Origin of the sequence: Acinetobacter sp. AS5 (assembly GCF_048957595.1) — a bacterium.
Classification (GTDB): Bacteria; Pseudomonadota; Gammaproteobacteria; order Pseudomonadales; family Moraxellaceae; genus Acinetobacter.
Map to the genome: position 1 here is coordinate 1 of NZ_JARDAL010000150.1, position 860 is coordinate 860.

An 860-nucleotide genomic window follows, 5' to 3' on the forward strand; every position below is an offset into this window, starting at 1 on the left:
CGAGCTTCCAAATGCTGCTTGCTGGTTTATATCGATGACGCCACTGGAAAGCTGTTGCATCTGCGCTTTTGTGAGGCTGAAACGACCTTTGATTATATGCTTTCAACCCGAGCCTACATTGAGCAATACGGCAAGCCTTTAGCGTTTTATAGCGATAAACACTCGGTATTCCGAGTGAATCAGAAATCGAGCCAAGATAGCCAGATCACGCAATTTGGGCGGATTCTGAATGAGTTAAATATTGATATTATCTTCGCCAACTCACCCCAGGCCAAAGGCCGTGTGGAACGTGCCAATAGAACACTCCAGGATCGCCTGATCAAGGAAATGCGCCTAGAAGGTATCTGTTCAATTGCCGAGGCAAATGCCTGGCTGCCCTGCTTTATTGAGCATTTCAATCAGAAGTTTGCCAAGTGTGCGCGAAACTCAAAGAATTTACATCGGCCATTAACCGAATCTGATCTTGAACTGGATGATATTTTTACCTGGCAGGAACCGCGTAAGGTCACCAAGAATCTGACCCTGACCTATGACAAATGTATTTATCTGCTTGAACCGATAGAGCTGAATCATAAGCTTGTTGGGCAATATATTTCATTTCTGGAGTACCCGGATGGGACTGTGGCCCTCATGCACGAGGGACGAAAGCTCAACTACAGCATTTTCAATAAATTAGCTGGGCTACAGCAGAATGAGATCGTTGAGAATAAACGGTTAGGTACAGTTCTGGCACATATTCAGCAACAGCATGAAGAGTTGGAAAAACAGAATAAACGTTCCCGTCTCAAGAAAAGTATGCCGAGTCGTAAAGCTCAGAAAGCTGTTATTGAACAAAGAAAGTTAAATCCTGTGCTTGACTC

The 860-nt window shown here is 44.4% G+C and carries 1 pseudogene; it reads left to right on the forward strand.

Annotated features, from left to right (window positions below):
* A pseudogene (locus tag PV763_RS17690) lies at positions 1 to 860 on the forward strand (ISNCY-like element ISAba32 family transposase); the annotation flags it as partial.